The following is a 17239-nucleotide window of genomic DNA, read 5'->3' as shown; positions in this document are numbered from 1 at the left end:
GGCCGGCGCATGGCTTCGGCTCGTGACGGACGCCTTCTCTCCTACGAGATCACCGGAGACCCGGACGGCTCCCCCGTCTTCCTGCTGCACGGCACCCCCGGCAGTCGCCTCGGGCCGAAACCCCGCAGCAGCGTGCTCTACCGCCTCGGCGTCCAGCTGATCTGCTACGACCGGCCCGGTTACGGCTGGTCCGACCGGTCGGACCAGCGCACCGTGGCGGACGCCGCCGCCGACATCGAAGACCTGGCCGACCATCTGGGCCTGGAGTCGTACGCGGTGGTCGGCCGCTCCGGCGGCGGCCCGCACGCACTGGCGACAGCCGCCTGCACGCCGAAACGGGTGAGCCGGATCGCCGTGCTCGTCGGGATCGCGCCCTCGGACGCCGACGGCCTCGACTGGCTGGGCGGGATGACCGACGCCAACGTCCAGGAATACGAAACCGCCGACACCGACTGGCGCAAACACGTCGAACGCCTGCGGCTGAAAGCAGACCGTGCCCGCCGCGACCCGGAGAGCATGGTCGACGTGCTCCGGACCCAGATGACCGACCCTGACCTCAAGGTCGTCGACGACATCGTGATCCGGCGCCTGCTGGCGGAGACCTACCGTGAGGCGCTGCGGCAGGGCCCGTTCGGGTGGATCGACGACGTGGCCGCGTTCCGGCGCGGCTGGGAGTTCGAACTCAAGGACATCACCGTGCCGGTGCTGCTGTGGCACGGCGCGGACGACAACTTCTCGCCGGTCAGCCACGCCCGCTGGCTGGCCCGGGAGATCCCGCACGCCGAGGTACGCATCCAGGCGTCCACCGCCCATTTCGGTGCGGTCGAGGTGCTGCCCGAGATCCTCGGCTGGCTGGTCGCCGACGAGCCGGCGCTGGCCGGCCACCCCCCGATGCCGCTCAGCTTGAGTTGATCAACGCCGTCGCCGGTGACCATGCGATCCCCTTCGCCGCGGCGGCTCGTCGGCCGTTGACGGTGGCAGTCACATCAGCACAGCTCAGCCGTCTGTCGCAGCGAAAACGGCAACCGCTACCGAAATGCGGGCCACGGGGCCGCCGCGGCGATGCGGTGCGGCGCAGGCTTGGAAGTCGTCACCGGTCAGCGCGCCGGCCGGAACCGGGCGGCGGTGTGTGGCGGGCCGGTCACGCTCTCAGGTAGGCCAGGACGGCTCGGACTCGGCGATGGTCGTCGATGTCGGGCGGGAGGTCGAGTTTGAGCAGGAGGTTGCCGATGTGTTTGGCGACGGCGGCCTCCGTGACGACCAGGGCCCGGGCGACGGCGGCGTTGGAGCGGCCCTCGGCCATCAGGGTGAGCACCTCGCGTTCGCGGGCGGTGAGGCGGTGCAGCGGGTCCCGGCGGCGGCCGACCAGCTGGCGGACGACCTCGGGGTCGACGACGGTGCGGCCGGCGGCGACCGACTCGAGTGCCTCCACGAAGTCGGCGACCTCGCCGATCCGGTCCTTGAGAAGGTAGCCGACACCCGCACCGGGACCGGCGTCGAGCAGTTCGGACGCGTAGGTCTGCTCGACGTATTGGCTGAGCACCAGCACGGGCAGTGTGGGGTCGGCGGCGCGCAGGGCGATCGCCGCCTGCAGGCCCTCGTCGCTGAAGCCGGGCGGCATCCGCACATCCGTGACGACCACGTCGGGGCGGTGCTCGACGACGGCGGCGCGCAGGGCGTCCGCGTCGCCGACGGCCGCGACCACGTCATGGCCGAAGCGGCGCAGCATGCCGGCGACACCCTCGCGCACGATCAGGCCGTCCTCGGCGATCACCACTCTCATGACGGCTCCGGGAGGACGGGGATCTCGGCTCGGATCAGGGTTGGGCCGCCGGGTGGGCTGGAGACCGAGACGGTGCCGTCGAGCACGGCCAGTCGGTCGGCGAGGCCCACCAGCCCGGAACCCGCGTCCGCGTCTGCGCCGCCGCGGCCGTCATCACGTACGCAAAGGAGGAGACGACGGTCGGTGGGCGCCTCACGCACCGTGACCAGTGCCTGGCCGGCGCCGCTGTGCTTGGCCACGTTGGTCAGTGCCTCGGCGACCACGAAGTAGGCGGTCATCTCGACCGCCGGTGGCAGTCGCTCGGGCAGCGTGATGTCGAGGGTGATCGGGATCGGGGCGATCGAGGCCAGCTCGCCGACGGCCGCGGCCAGGCCCCGGTCGGTGAGCACTTTCGGGTGGACGCCGCGGATCAGCTCCCGCAGGTCGGTGAGCGCCTGTTTGGCCAGGTCGTGCGCGTCGGTGACCGCGGCGGCGGCGGGCGACCCGGCGGGCAGTTCGAGGCGGGCCATGCCCAGCTGGATGCTCAGTGCGACGAGCCGCTGCTGGGCACCGTCGTGCAGGTCACGTTCGATGCGGCGGCGTTCCACCTCGAACGCGTCGACCAGCCGGGCCCGCGACCGGGTGACCTCGATGAGGCGCTCGTCGCTGCGGGGTACCAGCATCGCCCGGGCCATCGCCGCCCGTGCTCCGGCCCAGGCGATGACCGGGTAGGCCAGGATCACCGAGAGTGGACCGGCGATCAGCATGACCGGCACGGTGGTGGTGGCCGGCTCGTCGTTGATCGCCCACGGCGCGCCGAGCGAGATCGCCACGAGGTAGGCGACGCCGCCGAGCACGATCGCGTCCATCCAGCAGAGCAGGGAGGCGGACAGCGCCGCGTAGGCCAGCTCGCGCCAGGTCGCCTCCTCCCGCAACCGGATCCGCAGCCAGGCCCGCCACCCGGCGCCGGCGGGCACCGGCCGGTGCGTGTCGGGCATCTCCGCGTCGTCGACCAGGCGCAGGCGGCGGCGTTCGAGCCGGGCCACCACGGTGCCGGAGAGTAGGACGGCGACGAAGCCGCCGACGCCCACCACGACCGCCGTGAGCAGCGCACCGACGATCAGGAGGGCGAGGACGGCCGCGGTCGTGGCCCAGCCGAGCAGCGCCCCGGTGACCAGGTATGCCAGGGAGCGCCACGGCCAGGCCGACCGGAACAGATCGACCGGTGGCAGGGAGAGCGCGTCGAGCGCGTTGCGAACCGGCATGCCCGCACGGTACCGAGGCCGGGCCGGGTTGTCGGTAGTGCTGGATATACCTCAGGACTGTTCCTGGCCGTACTGTGCCGGGCTGCGGGAGCCGGTTGGCTGGACCGCATGACAGACGACGCGGTACAGCTGCGGGCGGTGAGCCGCCGATACGGCACGGGTGAGCGGGCCGTGACCGCCCTCGATCAGGTCAGCGCGGATTCGGGCGGGGCACGTTCACGGCGGTGGTGGGACCGTCCGGGCCGGAATCTTCCTGCTCGGGGTCCGTTCGGCCGTGGAGTCCGAGATCGGGGCGGCGGTGCCACTGGTGATCCCGTGGACGGCGGCCGTCGCGGTCACCGGATGGTGTGCCGCGGTCGCGGTCGTGGCGGCGATCGCGCCGGCGGTACGTCGCCGCTGATCAGCGGCCCCTCGTCACGCGGATGTGACGTCCGCAGGTCCGAATGGGACAGCGGTCGATGTCATCCGGCCGATGATCAGGGCACGGTCCGGGGGATCCGGTGGGAGGGGAACTGTTCTAGGCTGACGCGAATCGCTCTCAGCAAGGTCTCAGCCAGGGGGGACGGGAAATGCAGCATGGCACGCGCCGGAGGGTGCTCTGGGCGCTGGTGGCCGCGCAGGCGGTGCTGACCCTGCCCGCGGTCGGGCTCTGGCTGCTCACCAGTCCGTCGGTGGTCGGCCCCGGACCGGGCGCCGGGGTCGGGGCCGGGCTGCTCGGCCTCTACCTGATGGCGATCGGCCTGCCCTGGTCGGTTTTCGTCTGTCTGTTCGACAACCAGTGGGCGCTGTTCGACAGCCCGGTGCGTGACCTGGTCGTCACCGGCCCGGCCCTGCTCAACCTGGTCCTGACCACGATCGGCGTGTGGTGGAGCGGGCGGCACCCCGCGGTCGAACGCGACTGGGAGATCATCGAGGTCGACGGGGACGAGGAGGCGGACACCGAGGCCGAGGCCGAGGCGCGCGGCTGACCGGCCTTGCCCGCCGCCGGTGAAGCCGCCGGTGAAGCCGCCGACCGGCCGCTGACGCAGCGCGCCGGCCGAGTCGGCCGCCCGAGCCCGCCGACCGCCGGCCGGCGCCCGGGGACGAACGCCCCGCCCGGTCAGCGGCCTGCGGGGGTGGCCGGGGTCGCCGGCGTCAACTGGCCCGCGGCCGTCAACGTTCGCGTCGACCAGCGCATCGCGTCCAGCGTCGCGCCGGCCAGGTCGGCCGCGCCGAACTCGCCCTCGTCGTAGGCCCGGACCGCCGCCAGGAGCCGGCCCAGCGGGCCGCGGCCCTCGGTCAGCGCCTCCGCCACCTCCGTCGACAGCGGCAGTTGTTCGGCCACCGCCGCCGGCGTCGACGCCATCAGGTTCGCCATGCCGCTGATCAGGCCCGTGATGAAGGCCGCTCCCGGGTCCGCCTTGTACCGGGGCGCCAGGTTCTCGCACAGGCGCGCCCGGGTCAGCGCCGTCAGGAGTTGCTCCTCCGGGGCCTCCGCCACGTCGTCCACCACCATCAGCGTGGCCCAGCGCCGGATCCGGGTCAGGCCGACGAGGGTCACCGCCTGGCGCACCGACGAGATCCGGCTCACCACGCCCGACGCCACCGAGTTGCTCACTCGCAGGACGCGCAGGGCCAGTGCCGGGTCGCTCGCGATGATCGCGGTGACCTTGTCCATCGGCACGTCCGGGGACATCAGCGCCGCCACCAGTTCCAGGCGGCGCAGCCGGGACGGGGAGAGGCTCGGGGCGCTCAGCGTCTGTGGGCGGCTCAGGGCGTACCCCTGGCGAAGTTCCATGCCGAATTTGTCGGCTATCGCCACCTGCTCGTCGGTTTCCAGGCGTTCGGCGACGAGTTGGATGCCCGGGAAGCGGCGGCATTCGGTGACGATGTCGTCGAGGCGGCTCAGGTCGCCGTCGAGCAGGTCCAGCTTGACGTACGACGCCAGGCCCAGGAGCCGTTCGTGGCCGGATCCCCAGACGAAGTCGTCGAGGGCGATCCGGTAGCCCGCCTCGGCGAGCGCGGTCAGCCCGCCGATCACCTCGTCGTCGACGTCGACCGTCTCCAGCACCTCGAGCACCACCTGTTCGGGGCCGAACGGCAACGGCAGCCGGCCGGTCACGAACTCGCGGGTCAGGTTGATGAAGCAGGGCCGGTTGCCGGCCACTTCGGCGATGCCGAACTCGGTGAACACGTTCACCATGACGGCGCTGGTCGCATACGTGTCCTGCCGCCCGGACGCGACCGCGTCCATACGACCCCGGAACAACAGCTCGTAGGCCACCACGACACCCTTGGCATCGAAGATGGGCTGACGGCCCACATGTACCGCGTCCAACACCGGATTCCCCACGTCGAGGCCATCGGCATCAGCGGCCGGGACTTAACGAAACAACCGGACCGGTCCCACACCGCGCTCCGGGAAACACTGCCGGGACGAAGACTTCCCCGTCACCGGCCCGACGTGCTGGGATGAGACCGCCGTCACATGTTATCTCTGAAGGGGACCGCCGGATGCTCAACCTCGCCGTTCTGCTGGAGGACAGCGCCCGTCACCACCCGGACCGGGCCGCTGTCGTGCTCGGGCCCCAGCGGCTGACCTATGCCCAGGTGGACGCGGCCGCCAACCAGGTGGCGAACCTGCTCGTGGACCACGGGATCCGGCCCGGCGACAAGGTCGCCCTCACCTGCCCCAATCTGCCGTACTTCCCGGTCGTCTACTACGGCATCCTCAAGGCCGGCGCGGTGGTCGTCCCGCTGAACGTGCTGCTCAAGGGGCGTGAGATCGCCTATCACCTGAAGGATTCCGAGGCGCGGGCGTATTTCTGCTTCGCGGGCACCCCGGAGTTGCCGATGGGCGCGGCCGGCCGGGCCGGGTTCGACGAGGCACCCGGCTGCGAGCACTTCTTCCTCATCGATGCCGAGATCAACGCCGACCGGGGTAAGGCATCCGACCGGCCCACGACCTTCGCCACCGTGCAGCGTGACGAGACCGACCCGGCGGTGATCCTGTACACCTCCGGCACGACCGGTCAGGCCAAGGGCGCCGAACTGTCGCACTCGAACCTGGTGATGAACGCGCTCACCTGCAACCGGCTGTTCGGCAGCAAGCCGGCCGAGGACACCCACCTGGTGGTGCTGCCGTTGTTCCACTCGTTCGGTTCGACGGTCAACATGAACGCCGGTTTCGCCAGCGTGTCCACCCTGGTGCTGCTGCCGCGGTTCGACGCGGCCGCCGCGGTCGCGGTGCTGCAGAGCGAGGACGTGACGTTCTTCGCCGGCGTCCCCACCATGTACTGGGGGTTGCTGAACGCGCTGACCGACGGCGTGGACGTCGACCGGATCGCCCGGAACATGCGGGTTGCCGTGTCCGGCGGTTCCAGCCTCCCGGTCGAGATCATCAAGGAGGTCCGGGAGCGCCTCGGGGTTTCCATCCTGGAGGGGTACGGGCTGTCCGAGACGTCGCCGGTCGCGACGTTCAGTGATCCGCACAGCGAGCCGCGGCCCGGTTCGATCGGGATCCCGGTCTGGGGTGTCGAGGTGAAGCTGATCGACCCGGAGTGGAACACGGTCGACGGCGTGGACGAGATCGGTGAGGTGGCGATCCGCGGCCACAACATCATGCGGGGCTACTACAACCGGCCGGAGGCGACCGCCGAGGTGATGCGGGACGGCTGGTTCCGCAGCGGTGACCTGGCCCGGCGGGACGCCGACGGCTTCTACTACATCGTCGACCGCGCCAAGGACATGATCATCCGCGGGGGCTTCAACGTGTACCCGCGGGAGGTCGAGGAGGTCCTGATCACCCACGAGGCGGTGTCCCTCGCGGCGGTGATCGGGGTGCCCCACCCGAGTCACGGCGAGGAGGTCAAGGCGTTCGTCATCCTCAAGCCCGGCGCCTCGGTCACCGAGGACGAGCTGGTGGCCTGGGGCAGGGAGCAGATGGCGGGTTACAAGTACCCGCGGGTGGTCAGCATCGTGCCGTCCCTGCCCATGACCGCCACCGGTAAGCTGCTCAAACGCGAACTCAGCTGACCCGCTGACGGGTCGTTCGAGGCGTTCGGCGGATCCCGCCGGACGCCTCGTTCTCATAACATCCCGTCACGAAACCGCCATAGAAACCGCGTAGAAATACCCCGGCAAGATCACTTGCATCGGTGAAGCACAGTGGAACGGGCAGAACAGCCGGGCACACGGAGGCACAGCGTGACCACAGCTCTGGCGGAACGGCCCACCTCGGCCGCCACGCCCCCGCGCAGCACGGCCGTGCTGCGCCGCATCGCGGAGATGCGGCGCACCTCCCCCGGCCGGCTGCGCCTGATGCTCGCCGTGCTCCTCGTGCTCGCCGCCCTGACCGGGACGGTCGCCGGGCTGACCGCCCGGGCCGCCGCCACCGGCACCGCCGACCTGGGCGGACGGGCGCAGCCGCTGCTCACCGAGGCGGAGACGATCTACTCCCGGCTGGCCGACGCGGACACCACGGCGGCGCAGGCGTTCCTCTCCGGCGGCCAGGAGCCGGTCGCGCTGACCGCCCGCTACGAGGAGGACCTGTCGGTCGCCGCGACGGCGCTGACGTCCGCCGCGCGGCGTACCCCGGAGAAAGGCCCGGCGGCAGACGCGATCCGCGCCCTCTCGGCCGGCCTGGCACGCTACAACGCGCTGGTCGCCACCGCGCGCGCCGACAACCGGCAGGGCCTGCCGGTCGGTGCCTCCTACCTGGCCACCGCCTCCGAGCTCAACCGGGAGACGCTGCAGCCGCAGGCGCAGGTCCTGTTCCAGATCGCCGAGCAGGAGGTGGACGCCGGCTACGACGACGCGCGCAGCTCCTGGTGGCTGTCGCTGCTGCTGGCACTGCTCCTGATCCTGGTCACCGCTCTGCTCTGGGTGCAGGGCCGTCTCAGCTCGGCGACCCGGCGCACCTTCAACGTGCCGCTGGTCGCGGCCACCGCGGTCACCGTCGTGCTGGCACTGGCCGCCGGGGTGGTGTTCGCGACGCAGCGGGACGCGCTCGACGACGCGGACCGCAACGGCTCCACCCCGGTCACCACGCTCGCCGAGCTGCGGATCATGGCGTTGCGCGAGCGGGCGGCCGAGGCGCTGACCCTGGCCGGGCGGGCCGGCAGCGGCGCCGACGAGGAGCGGTTCACCGCCATCAGTGATCAACTCGTCTTCGACGACCCGTCGCTCGACGGACTCGAGGCGTACACCGATGAGGCGCGGTCTCAGCACGAGGCTTACGTCGCTCTGCATGAGAAGGTCCGCGAACTGGATGACACCGGGCGTTACGACGAGGCCGTCGCGCTGGCCCTGGGCACCGAGACCACCGGCGCCTTCGAGGCGCTCACCGGCACGCTCGACCAGGCCCTGACCGAGCGCAAGGCGGTCTTCGACGACGACATCCACCGAGCCGGGCGGGGTCTGGGTGTGCTCACCGTCCTCGGCCCGCTGCTCGCCCTGCTGATCTGCCTACTCGTCGGCGCCGGCATCCGGGCCCGTCTGGAGGAGTACCGATGAGGCGCGCCGCCGGTGTTCTCACCGCCCTGCTGCTGCTCACCGGCTGCACGACCGTCGAGGAGCCGGTGACGGAGAAGCCCTCAGCCGCCCCGGAGGCGGTGGAGGAGACGACCACCGCGGCGCCGGACTGCGACGCCCGTGCCAGCCTGCGGCCCACCGGTTCGCTGCCGGCCGCCGGGAGGATGCCGGCCGGCAGCTACATGGAGGAGATCCGCAAGCGCGGCCGGCTGATCCTCGGCACCAGCCAGGACAGCCTGCTGTTCAGCTCCCGCAACCCGTTCACCGGTGCGGTCGAGGGCTTCGACGTCGACATGGGCCGGCAGATCGCCGCGGCCATCTTCGGGGACCCGGAAAAGCTGCAGATCAAGGTGATCCCGCACGGCGACCGCACCAAGGTCGTCGCCGACGGCCAGGTCGACCTGGTGATCAACACGATGACCGCGAACTGCGCCCGCTGGCAGGAGGTCGACTTCTCCACGGTCTACCTCGAGGCCGGGCAGAAACTGCTGGTCGCCAAGGACTCCACCGTCCGGGGCATCGACGAGCTGGGCGGCAGGAAGGTGTGTGCGGCGGTCGGCTCGACCTCCCTGCGCAACATCGCCGCCGTCTCCACCGGGCCGATCGCGGTCGCCCGTCCCGGCTGGGGCCAGTGCCTGGTCGCCTTCCAGCTCGGCGAGGTCGACGCCGTCTCCACCGACGACACCGTCCTGGCCGGGCTGGTCGCCCAGGACCCGTACACCAAGGTGGTCGGGGATCGTTTCACCGAGGAGCCCTACGGCATCGCGATCTCCAAGAACCACCCCGATCTGACCCGGTTCGTCAACGCGGTCCTCGAACGCGACCGTGAGAACGGCACCTGGACGAGGATCTACGAGAAGTGGCTCGGCGAGGACCTCGGCGCGGCACCACAGCCACCCGCGGCACGGTACCGATGAGCACCACGGCCGCCGCGGACGCCGAACTCGCCCGGCTGGAGAGCGCCGTCGCCGCGATAGCCACCAACCTCGTCGAGCTCGACGAGAACCCGGACCGCAAGGAACTGGGCGTCACCGCGCTGACCGGCCGGACCGCGCAGGCCTGGTCCGGCGCCGAGGACGCGCTGGGCCGCCTCTGGCAGGGCCACCGGCAGCTCACCGACGTGATCACCCAGGCCCGCGCGCTGCGGGACCGGCGTCGGCCGAGCGAGGAGGAACGCGCGGCCTACACCCACCAGGTTCTGGGGCCGTCGATCACGCTCTCCACCAGCACCGTCCCGCTGGCGCAGCGCGGTCTGCTCGGCACCGGCCAGGTCAGCACGGTCTGCTCCCCCGCCGAGCTGCTGGCGGCGATGGAGACCGCGTTCATGACGGCGGTCGACGTGGTGACCCGCGCCGGTGAGGCGTGGCGCCGGATGCTTCCGGTCGCCGCCGACGCCGCGGCGTCACTGGCGCACGCCCGTTCGCTCACTCCCGGCGCGCCCGGGCCCCTGCTGCGGGAGGCCGACCGGCTGCTCGGCATCGTCACCCGGACCCTGGCCACCGATCCGCTGAGCGCCGACGTGTCCGGTCTTGATCAGGTGCGGGACCTGCTCGCGCGGGCCGACGCCGAGCGCACCTCCGCCGACGAGCTGCGGGCCTCCCTGACACGGCGGCTTCGCGACGCACGGGCGCTGCTGTCCGAGATCGACGCGGCGTTCCGGTCCGCCGAGGCAGCCCACGCGGCGGCAGCCGGGCGTTTCCACGATCAGACACCTTCTCTCGTACGCGAGAAAGACCTCGTTCCGGACCTCGCGGCGATCGAGGCGCTGGCCGCCGCCGGACAGTGGTCGATGATCAGCCCGCGGATCTCGGCGTGGACCCGGCAGGCGAAGGACCACCTGGCCGCCCTGCGCCGGGCGGCCGACCGCGACACCACGCTGCTCGCCGGCCGGGGCGAACTCCGCGGCCGGCTCGACGCCTACCGGGCCAAGGCGCTGAGCCGTGGACTCGGTGAGGACACCACCCTGACGCCGCTCGCCGAGGCGGCCCGGGAGGCGCTCTACCAGGCGCCGTGTGACCTGGCGGCCGCCCGGGCGGCCGTGGACGCCTACCAGGACGCCCTGTCCGCCACGATCGCAGCGAGGAACCCGCGATGAACTGCCAGCGCAACTGTCCCGGCACGATCGAGGACGGCTACTGCGACGAGTGCGGCATGGCCCCGGCCCCGCCGGTGTCCGCGTTGTCCCGTGCCTCCACCCCGGTGTCCCGTGCCTCCATCCCCGTGTCCCGTGCCTCCACCCCCGTGTCCCGTGCCTCCACCCCGGTGTCAGACGGCTCGCCGTGCGGCCGGGGCGGCTGTCCCGGTGTCATCGAGGACGGCTACTGCAACGAGTGCGGTCTCGCCCCGGCCACCACCGTCGTTCCCGCTCCCCGGAGCGCCTCGGTGGCGTCGCGGCCCGGCTCCTCGCGCAGCGGGGCGCTGTCCACCCGGGGCAGCCGCGGCAGCACCCGCACCGGCAGCAGCGGCTCCCGCCGGCGCTTCGGCGGCGGACTCGTCGACATCGCCCCGGTCGCCCAGGCCGACCCGGCCTCCGCCGTGATGGCCGTCGCCGAAGTGCCGGAGTCCAAGCGGTACTGCGCCAAGTGCAACGAACCGGTCGGCCGTGCCCGGGGCGACCGTCCCGGCCGTGGCACCGGCTTCTGCCCGTCGTGCGGTGAGGCCTTCGACTTCACCCCCAAACTGGCCAAGGGCGACCTGGTCGGCGGGCAATACGAGGTGGTCGGGCCCCTCGCGCACGGCGGCCTCGGCTGGATCTACCTGGCCGTGGACAAGAACGTCTCGGACCGCTGGGTCGTCCTCAAGGGCCTGCTCAACTCCGGTGACGAGGACGCCCTGGCCGCCGCGGTGGCCGAACGACGGTTCCTCGCCGAGGTCGAACACCCCAACATCGTCAAGATCTACAACTTCGTGGAGCACACCGCGGCGTCCGGCGACACCGCCGGCTACATCGTGATGGAGTACGTCGGCGGCAAGTCCCTCAAAGACCTGCTCAAGCAACACGGCGGGCCGCTGCCGGTGGACCGCGCCCTGGCGTACCTGCTGGAGATCATGCCGGCGTTCGGTTACCTGCACGACCGGGGACTGATCTACTGCGACTTCAAGCCGGACAACGTGATCCAGGCCGGCGACCAGATGCGCCTGATCGACCTCGGTGGCGTCGTCCACGAGGAGGACGAGGACTCGGCGATCTACGGCACGATCGGATACCAGGCGCCGGAGATCGCGGTCGACGGGCCGTCGATCGCGTCCGACCTGTACACCATCGGGCGCACCCTGGCCGTGCTCACCACGGACTTCCGCGGATACCAGAGCACCTTCCGGGACAGCCTGCCGGACCGGGGGTCGTTCGACGCGTACAAGCAGCACGAATCGTTCTACCGCCTGATCGTGCGGGCCACCCGCCCCGACCCGGCCGACCGGTTCGTCGACGCCGCCGAGATGTCCGAACAGATGCTCGGCGTGCTCCGGCAGGTCCTCGCCGCCGGCGGCGAACCCCGGCCCGCGCCGTCCCGGCTTTTCACCGCCGAACTGCGCACCGACCCGGACAGCGACGCACCCCGCTGGCAGGACCTGCCCACGCCACTGACCGACCTGACCGACCCGTCCGCCGCGTTCCTCGCCTCGGTCACCGTCAGCGAGCCGTCCGAAGTGCTCACCCTGCTCACCAAGGCACCGCACCACACCCTTGAGGTACGCCTGCGTGAGCTCCGGGCCTACATCGACCTGGGCGCCCACGACGGCTCCTTCGACGACGCCCGCGCCGCCCGTGCGCTGCTCGCCGAATCCGCCGGCGACGACTGGCGGGTCGCCTGGTACGACGGCCTGCTCGCCCTCGCCGCCGGCGACGCCACCCACGCCCGCGAACGCTTCGAAGCGGTCTGGGCGGCGCTGCCCGGCGAACTCGCCCCCCAACTCGCCCTCGGCCTCGCGGCGGAACTCGCCGGCGACGCGGCCGGGGCCTGCCGGCACTACGACGTGGTCAGCCGCACCGACCCGGCGTACACGACAGCCGCGGCCGGACTGGCCCGCTGCCGGCTCGCCGACGGAGACCGGTCCGGGGCGGTGGAGGCGTACAACCGGGTGCCCGGGACGTCGTCGGCGTACCGCAGCTCCCAGGTCGGCGCGGTCCGCGCCCTGATCGGCCGGCAGCCGGCGGACCGGGTGGACGTGCTCTCCCTGTCCACGGCGGCCGACCTGATCGACCGACTCGAGATCGGGAGCGCGCAGCTCGCGGCGCTCCGCGCGGAGCTCCTGGAACAGGCGCTGACGATCCTGGGACGCGGCAGCAGGGTGCCACGGGCGGTGCTCGGGACGACCGGTTCCCCCGGGACCACCGGTTCACTTGCCGGAGCCGGAGCCGGGGCTGGAGCTGGAACCGGAGTCGGAGTCGGAGTCGGAGTCGGAGCTGGAACCGGAGTCGGAGTCGGAGCTCGAACCGGAGTCGGAGCCGCGTCCGCGACCACGCCTGCGGGAGCGGCGGGCACCCCGGCGGGAGACGCCGCGGAGCGCGACGTACGGTTCGCGCTCGAAGCCGCGTACCGGGAGATGGCCCGGGCGGCTCACGGGCCGGAGAAGATCCGCCTGGTGGACCTGGCGAACGCGGCGCGGCCGCGGACGCGTACGTAGAAGGGCGGTAACCGCGCCGATGATCCTGACCGAGTGCGTCGCATGCGCCGACGAGCGCGCCGCGGGCGCGGCGTTCTGCGAGGAGTGCGGACGCCCGCTGCGCCCCGCCGAGCCGTCCACCGACGGGCCGGCCGTTCAGGCTGCCCCCGACACGCCCGTCGTAACGCCCCCGGCCCCCGAAGCCTCCGAGGTCGGCCCGGTCGCCCCGGTCGCCCCGGTCGCCGAGCCCACCACCGCCCGGTCGGCAGCTGCCGATCCTGCCGCCAGGTCAGCCACCGCTGAGTCCACAGCCGCTGACGCCACAGCCGCTGAGTCCACAGCCGCTGACGCCACAGCGGTTGGGTCCACAGCGGTTGGGTCCACAGCCGCGGATACCGCCATCACCGTTGATACCGCTGAAGCCACCGCGACCACCGAGTCCGGCGCCGCCGCGCCCAAGGAGACCCCGCCCGAGTCGGAGCCTGACACAGACGCCGAACCGGAGGCGAGCGCCGAGGCCGACGTGGACGCCGAGGCCGACGTGGATGGTGACGAAGCGATCGGGGCCGAGACCGGCACCGAGGCCGAGGCTGAGGCCGTGAGTTCGACCGGGCCGGGCGGGGATGTCGAGGAGACGGAGCAGCGGGAGCCGAGCGGGACGAGCGGGTCTGCAGAGTCCGGGAAGCCTGCGGGAACGGTGGGGAATCCCGGGCGGCCACGCACCGGCCGGAGCTGCCCGCACTGCGGGGCGGCGGGAAGCGTGGGCTCGGACCGGTACTGCGAGGAATGCGGCATGCTGGCCGGCCGTCCCCGCGACCACATCGAGGCGGACGGCGGGCCGGTGGCCGCGGCGGTGAGCGACCGGGGACGCCGCCACCACCGCAACGAGGACGCGATGTGGCTCGCCGTCGGACAGGCCGCCGCCGACGTGGTGGTCTGCGACGGTGTCTCGGCCTCCTACGACCCGGATGCCGCTTCGGACGCGGCCGCCCGCGCCGCCGGCGAACTCCTCTCCGCCGCTCCGCACCCGGCCCCGCCCGCCCGATCCGCTGAGCCGGCTCTGTCCGGATCAGCGGGCGCGGCGGCAGCGGACGCCGTGGCAGCGGACGCCGTGACTCCTGCCGCGGTGGAGGAGACCGCCGCGGGTTCCGGCGGGAAGGCTGCCGGGCCGGCGGTGGTGGTAGCTGAGGTGGTCGGTGCTGCCGGCAACGGTTCTGCCGAGGCCGAGGCCGCGGACGCGGACACGGACACGGGCACGGGCACGGGCACGGGCACGGGCACGGGCACGGACGCGGACACGGACACGGCCGGGAAGGCTGCCGAGCCGGCGGTGGTGATCGCCGAGGTGGTCGCGGCGGCTATCGGGGCTGCCGCGGACGCGGTGGCGGCGCTGGTGAACAACGGGGATCCCCGGCGGGCCGCCTCCAACCCGGCCTGCACGATCGTGGCCGCCGCGGTGCGCGGGCCGCATGTCGGGTTCGGGTGGGTCGGGGACAGCCGGGCCTACTGGATCGGACCGTACGGGCCGGCCGAGCAGCTCACCGAGGACGACTCGTGGGCGCAGCACGTCATCTCGATGGGCGTGGACCCCCGGGTGGCGATGAACGATCCGAAGGCGCATGCGATCACCGCCTGGCTGGGTGCGGACGCCGGGCCGGTCCGGCCCCGGATGGGTGCGTTCACCGCCACCGCCCCGGGAATGCTGGTCCTGTGCAGCGACGGTCTGTGGAACTACCTGCCGGACGCGGAGGACTTCGCCGACGTGGTGCGGGACTGTCTGGACATCGCCTCCGGGCCGTCGCCGCTGCTCGACGCCGCCCGTGAGCTGGTCGCGTTCGCGAACGCGGCGGGCGGGTCCGACAACATCACGGTCGCGCTCGTCCCGGTCGCCCCCGCCGCGGCTGCCGCCGAGCAGACCGGATCAGATCAGAGCAAGATCGATGATCGGGGTACGCACGAGACCGCCCCCGATCAGACCGCGAAAGACCCGGCCGCGAACACGCCGGAAGCCGGCGAACCGGCCCTGAACGAGCCGGCCGCCAACGATGAGACCGCAGCCGAGACCGCCGGACCCGAGCCCTCAGCGGGGCGGGCCGGCGCTGTTCCCACCGCGTAAGGAGTCCGAGTGACGTACACCGCCGAGGCGTTCCAGAACGAGTTCCTGCCGCTGGGCGCCACCGAGGTCAACGCGATCGTGACGGTCACGTCGACCGGCGCCGAGGGTGGTCGCCGCACCTGGGGGGCGACCGAGATCATCATTGTCGACGCGTCCGGGTCGATGCAGGCCGACGGCCGGATCGGCGCGGCCCGGCAGGCTGCGAAGGCCGCCGTGGACTGCATCGACGACGGCGTCCACTTCGCGATCATCGCCGGGGTGGGCACCGCGCAGCAGCTGTTCCCGGATCCGGGGCAGCTCGCGGTGGCGTCGCCCGCCACCCGGGCCGCCGCCTCCGCGGCCGTCGACCGGCTGCAGGCCAGCGGCGGCACCGCGATGGGCGCCTGGCTGCTGCTCGCCGCGCAGCTGTTCGCGCAGCGTCCGGGCGACATCGCGCATGCCATCCTGCTGACCGACGGCGACAACGGGGAGCGCCAGGGTTACCTGGAGAGCGTGCTGACGTCGATCGCCGGCAAGTTCACCTGCGACTGCCGGGGTGTCGGCACCGACTGGAAGGTCTCCGAGCTCCGCAAGATCGCCTCGGCGATGCTGGGTACCGTCGACATCGTGGCCCGGCCCGCTGACCTGGCTGCCGCGTTCCAGCGGATGATGACCGCCGCGATGGGCAAGACCAGCGCGGACGTGCAGCTCAAGGTGTGGACGCCGGTGAACAGCACGGTCCGGTTCGTCAAGCAGGTCGAGCCGGAGGTGACCGACCTGACCGGCAGGCGGGTGGCCGACGGCGCCCGCGCGGCCCGGTACCCGCTCGGCGCCTGGGGTTCGGAGAGCCGGGACTATCACATCTGCGTCGACGTGCCCGCGGGTGCGGCCGGCGACGAGATGCTGGCCGCCCGGATCTCGATCGTCGAGGGTGACACCGTGCACGCGCAGTCCCTGGTCCGGGCGGTGTGGACGGAGGACACCGCGCTCTCCACGCGGATCAACCGGCAGGTGGCCCACTACACCGGGCAGGCCGAGCTGGCCGACGTGATCCAGGCCGGTCTGGCCGCCCGGGACTCCGGTGACGAGCGGACCGCGACGATGAAGTTCGGCCGGGCCGCGCAGCTCGCGCACAGCAGCGGCAACACCGCCACCGAGGAGTTGCTGGCCAAGGTGGTGGAGATCGACGACGCGGTGACCGGTACGGTCCGCCTGCGCCGCAAGGTCGCCGCCGAGGACGAGATGGCGCTGGACACCCGTTCCACCAAGACGGTACGTGTCGGGCGGGCGCAGTGACCTCGTACGTCTGCCCGAAGGGTCACCCGTCGCGGGAGGGCGACTTCTGCGACACCTGCGGGACGCGGATCTCCGGTTCCGCGCCGACGACGGTGGTGCTGCCCAGCACCCCGTCGGCGCAGGTGACCGGTCAGCCGTCGATGCAGGTGACCGGTCCGCCGACGATCGTGCCGTGCCCGAACTGCGGCACGCCGCGGACGGCGATGTGGCGGTTCTGCGAGGAGTGCGGGTACGACCACAACACCGGCCGTGTCCCGGAGTTCGCCGCGCCGCCGCCGGTCACCGCCGGGCCCCCCGGTCAGTGGACCGCAACGGTGTTCGCCGACCGCACCTATTTCGACGCGAACGTGGCCGAGGGCGTGGTGTTCCCGGCGGACGCCCCGGAGCGGACGGTCGTGCTGCCCGCCCCGCAGGTGCGGATCGGCCGGAGCAGCAGTTCCGCTCCGGGACCGGCCCCGGATCTGGATCTGTCCACGGCCCCGGCCGATCCGGGTGTCTCGCACAACCACGCGCTGCTCACGCTGAGCGTGGACGGGGTGTGGCTGGTGTCCGACCTGAATTCGACGAACGGCACCTACGTCAACGACGAGGAACGTCCGCTGACGGCCGGCCAGTCGCGTGCCCTGAAGGACGGCGACCAGGTGCACGTGGGCGTATGGACCACGATCGCCCTGCACGCGCCCTGACCCCACCCCGCCGTCGACG

General features: G+C 72.4%; 14 protein-coding genes. 11 read left to right on the top strand and 3 right to left on the bottom strand.

What is annotated here, in order from left to right; genetic code table 11:
• Positions 1 to 9 precede the first annotated feature (9 nt).
• A complete protein-coding gene (locus QSK32_RS02740) occupies positions 10 to 912 on the top strand; it encodes an alpha/beta fold hydrolase (RefSeq protein WP_285471115.1) in 903 nt (300 codons plus the stop codon).
• Between the two features lie 229 nt (positions 913 to 1141).
• Here QSK32_RS02740 and QSK32_RS02735 read toward each other — a convergent pair whose 3' ends face one another.
• Positions 1142 to 1783: a response regulator transcription factor gene (locus tag QSK32_RS02735; protein ID WP_285471114.1), complete on the bottom strand. Its 642-nt coding sequence runs from the start codon at positions 1781 to 1783 to the stop codon at positions 1142 to 1144.
• Positions 1780 to 3027, bottom strand: coding sequence for a sensor histidine kinase (locus QSK32_RS02730; RefSeq protein ID WP_285471113.1), 1248 nt, complete (start codon positions 3025 to 3027; stop codon positions 1780 to 1782). Before QSK32_RS02730 ends, QSK32_RS02735 begins: the two co-directional genes overlap by 4 nt.
• 274 nt (positions 3028 to 3301) lie before the next feature.
• On the opposite strand from QSK32_RS02730, the gene QSK32_RS02725 reads away from it, so the two are divergent.
• Positions 3302 to 3427, top strand: coding sequence for a hypothetical protein (locus tag QSK32_RS02725; protein WP_285471112.1), 126 nt, complete (start codon positions 3302 to 3304; stop codon positions 3425 to 3427).
• A 169-nt stretch (positions 3428 to 3596) separates the two neighbouring features.
• On the top strand, positions 3597 to 3995 hold the full coding sequence (locus tag QSK32_RS02720; protein ID WP_157411063.1) for a hypothetical protein: 399 nt from the start codon (positions 3597 to 3599) through the stop codon (positions 3993 to 3995).
• Between the two features lie 131 nt (positions 3996 to 4126).
• On the opposite strand, the gene QSK32_RS02715 is transcribed toward QSK32_RS02720, so the two are convergent.
• Positions 4127 to 5347 carry an EAL and HDOD domain-containing protein gene (locus QSK32_RS02715; RefSeq protein WP_245673978.1) on the bottom strand — a complete coding sequence of 407 codons (1221 nt, stop codon included), beginning with the start codon at positions 5345 to 5347 and terminating at the stop codon, positions 4127 to 4129.
• 173 nt (positions 5348 to 5520) lie between these two features.
• Between QSK32_RS02715 and QSK32_RS02710 the strand changes: the two genes are divergently transcribed.
• The 8 genes from QSK32_RS02710 (at position 5521) to QSK32_RS02675 (ending at position 17220) form a co-directional block, all read left to right on the top strand.
• Positions 5521 to 7041 (top strand): long-chain-fatty-acid--CoA ligase, encoded by a 1521-nt coding sequence (locus QSK32_RS02710; protein ID WP_045742932.1) that lies wholly within the window; start codon positions 5521 to 5523, stop codon positions 7039 to 7041.
• 171 nt (positions 7042 to 7212) lie between these two features.
• The gene (locus tag QSK32_RS02705; RefSeq protein ID WP_285471111.1) at positions 7213 to 8520 is read left to right on the top strand and encodes a GlnX family signal transduction membrane protein; all 1308 of its coding nucleotides are present in this window, start codon (positions 7213 to 7215) and stop codon (positions 8518 to 8520) included.
• The gene (locus QSK32_RS02700) at positions 8517 to 9455 is read left to right on the top strand and encodes a glutamate ABC transporter substrate-binding protein (RefSeq protein WP_285471110.1); all 939 of its coding nucleotides are present in this window, start codon (positions 8517 to 8519) and stop codon (positions 9453 to 9455) included. Before QSK32_RS02705 ends, QSK32_RS02700 begins: the two co-directional genes overlap by 4 nt.
• On the top strand, positions 9452 to 10633 hold the full coding sequence (locus QSK32_RS02695; protein ID WP_285471109.1) for a hypothetical protein: 1182 nt from the start codon (positions 9452 to 9454) through the stop codon (positions 10631 to 10633). Before QSK32_RS02700 ends, QSK32_RS02695 begins: the two co-directional genes overlap by 4 nt.
• On the top strand, positions 10630 to 13164 hold the full coding sequence (locus QSK32_RS02690; protein ID WP_285471108.1) for a serine/threonine-protein kinase: 2535 nt from the start codon (positions 10630 to 10632) through the stop codon (positions 13162 to 13164). The genes QSK32_RS02695 and QSK32_RS02690 overlap by 4 nt, the downstream gene beginning before the upstream one ends.
• 772 nt (positions 13165 to 13936) lie before the next feature.
• The gene (locus tag QSK32_RS02685) at positions 13937 to 15259 is read left to right on the top strand and encodes a PP2C family protein-serine/threonine phosphatase (RefSeq protein WP_285471107.1); all 1323 of its coding nucleotides are present in this window, start codon (positions 13937 to 13939) and stop codon (positions 15257 to 15259) included.
• Positions 15260 to 15268: 9 nt separating this feature from the next.
• Positions 15269 to 16534 carry a vWA domain-containing protein gene (locus QSK32_RS02680; protein ID WP_045742937.1) on the top strand — a complete coding sequence of 422 codons (1266 nt, stop codon included), beginning with the start codon at positions 15269 to 15271 and terminating at the stop codon, positions 16532 to 16534.
• A complete protein-coding gene (locus QSK32_RS02675; protein ID WP_045742938.1) occupies positions 16531 to 17220 on the top strand; it encodes an FHA domain-containing protein in 690 nt (229 codons plus the stop codon). Before QSK32_RS02680 ends, QSK32_RS02675 begins: the two co-directional genes overlap by 4 nt.
• The last annotated feature ends 19 nt before the right edge of the window (positions 17221 to 17239 follow it).

The sequence above is a fragment of the Actinoplanes sp. NBRC 101535 genome (assembly GCF_030269225.1).
Classification (GTDB): Bacteria; Actinomycetota; Actinomycetes; order Mycobacteriales; family Micromonosporaceae; genus Actinoplanes; species Actinoplanes rectilineatus.
Note: the sequence above shows the minus strand (reverse complement) of the source record. Positions and strands in the feature narration are given on the sequence as shown.

Excerpts from the sequence above, each read along its gene's own strand:
- QSK32_RS02730 (WP_285471113.1), bottom strand. The coding sequence starts at position 3,027 with ATGCCGGTTCGCAACGCGCTCGACGCGCTCTCCCTGCCACCGGTCGAT.
- QSK32_RS02720 (WP_157411063.1), top strand. The coding sequence starts at position 3,597 with ATGCAGCATGGCACGCGCCGGAGGGTGCTCTGGGCGCTGGTGGCCGCG.
- QSK32_RS02700 (WP_285471110.1), top strand. The coding sequence starts at position 8,517 with ATGAGGCGCGCCGCCGGTGTTCTCACCGCCCTGCTGCTGCTCACCGGC.
- QSK32_RS02695 (WP_285471109.1), top strand. The coding sequence starts at position 9,452 with ATGAGCACCACGGCCGCCGCGGACGCCGAACTCGCCCGGCTGGAGAGC.
- QSK32_RS02690 (WP_285471108.1), top strand. The coding sequence starts at position 10,630 with ATGAACTGCCAGCGCAACTGTCCCGGCACGATCGAGGACGGCTACTGC.
- QSK32_RS02685 (WP_285471107.1), top strand. The coding sequence starts at position 13,937 with ATGCTGGCCGGCCGTCCCCGCGACCACATCGAGGCGGACGGCGGGCCG.
- QSK32_RS02710 (WP_045742932.1), top strand. The coding sequence starts at position 5,521 with ATGCTCAACCTCGCCGTTCTGCTGGAGGACAGCGCCCGTCACCACCCG.
- QSK32_RS02735 (WP_285471114.1), bottom strand. The coding sequence starts at position 1,783 with ATGAGAGTGGTGATCGCCGAGGACGGCCTGATCGTGCGCGAGGGTGTC.
- QSK32_RS02740 (WP_285471115.1), top strand. The coding sequence starts at position 10 with ATGGCTTCGGCTCGTGACGGACGCCTTCTCTCCTACGAGATCACCGGA.